The sequence below is a fragment of the Janthinobacterium sp. UMAB-60 genome (assembly GCF_900095235.1).
In the GTDB taxonomy this organism is placed as follows: Bacteria; Pseudomonadota; Gammaproteobacteria; order Burkholderiales; family Burkholderiaceae_D; genus Janthinobacterium.
Genome location: NZ_LT607530.1, coordinates 1 through 464, shown reverse-complemented (window position 1 = coordinate 464; position 464 = coordinate 1). Strand labels below are relative to the sequence as shown.

The 464-nt window shown below is 66.6% G+C and carries 1 protein-coding gene; it reads right to left on the bottom strand.

What is annotated here, in order from left to right; translation table 11 throughout:
- The coding region (locus K0F86_RS27170; RefSeq protein ID WP_219137216.1) for a YDG domain-containing protein at positions 1–464 on the bottom strand (464 nt) is incomplete at both ends.

The following is a 464-nucleotide window of genomic DNA, read 5'->3' as shown; positions in this document are numbered from 1 at the left end:
ACAGGCCCAGGGTTTCCCCGCCCACCAGGCCGCTCAAGGTGCCGCCCGACAGGGCCGCATCGAGCGTGCCGTCATACACGCGGTTGCTCGCGCTCACGCCGCTGACGGTCAACGCCTTTTGCGCGATAGTGGCCGTCACGCCAGTGGCGTTACTGACCGAATAATTGCTGGCCAGCCCCGTGCCATCAACCAGGGTCGCGCCCGTCACCGCGACGGCCTTGCCCGTGCCCGCGTTCTGGTCAGTGAAACTGCCCACCTGCCCCGTCAATCCCAGCGTTTCACCGCCCACCAGGCCATCCAGAGAGCCGCCGGACAGGCTGGCCTTGGTATTGCCGTCGTAGGTCTTGTCGCTGGCCTGCACGCCGCTCACCGTCAAGGCTTTTTGCGTGATGCCGGCCTTCACCGTGGTCGGGTTGCTGACCGTGTAATTGCTGGCCAGCCCCGTGCCATCGGCCAGGCTGCTG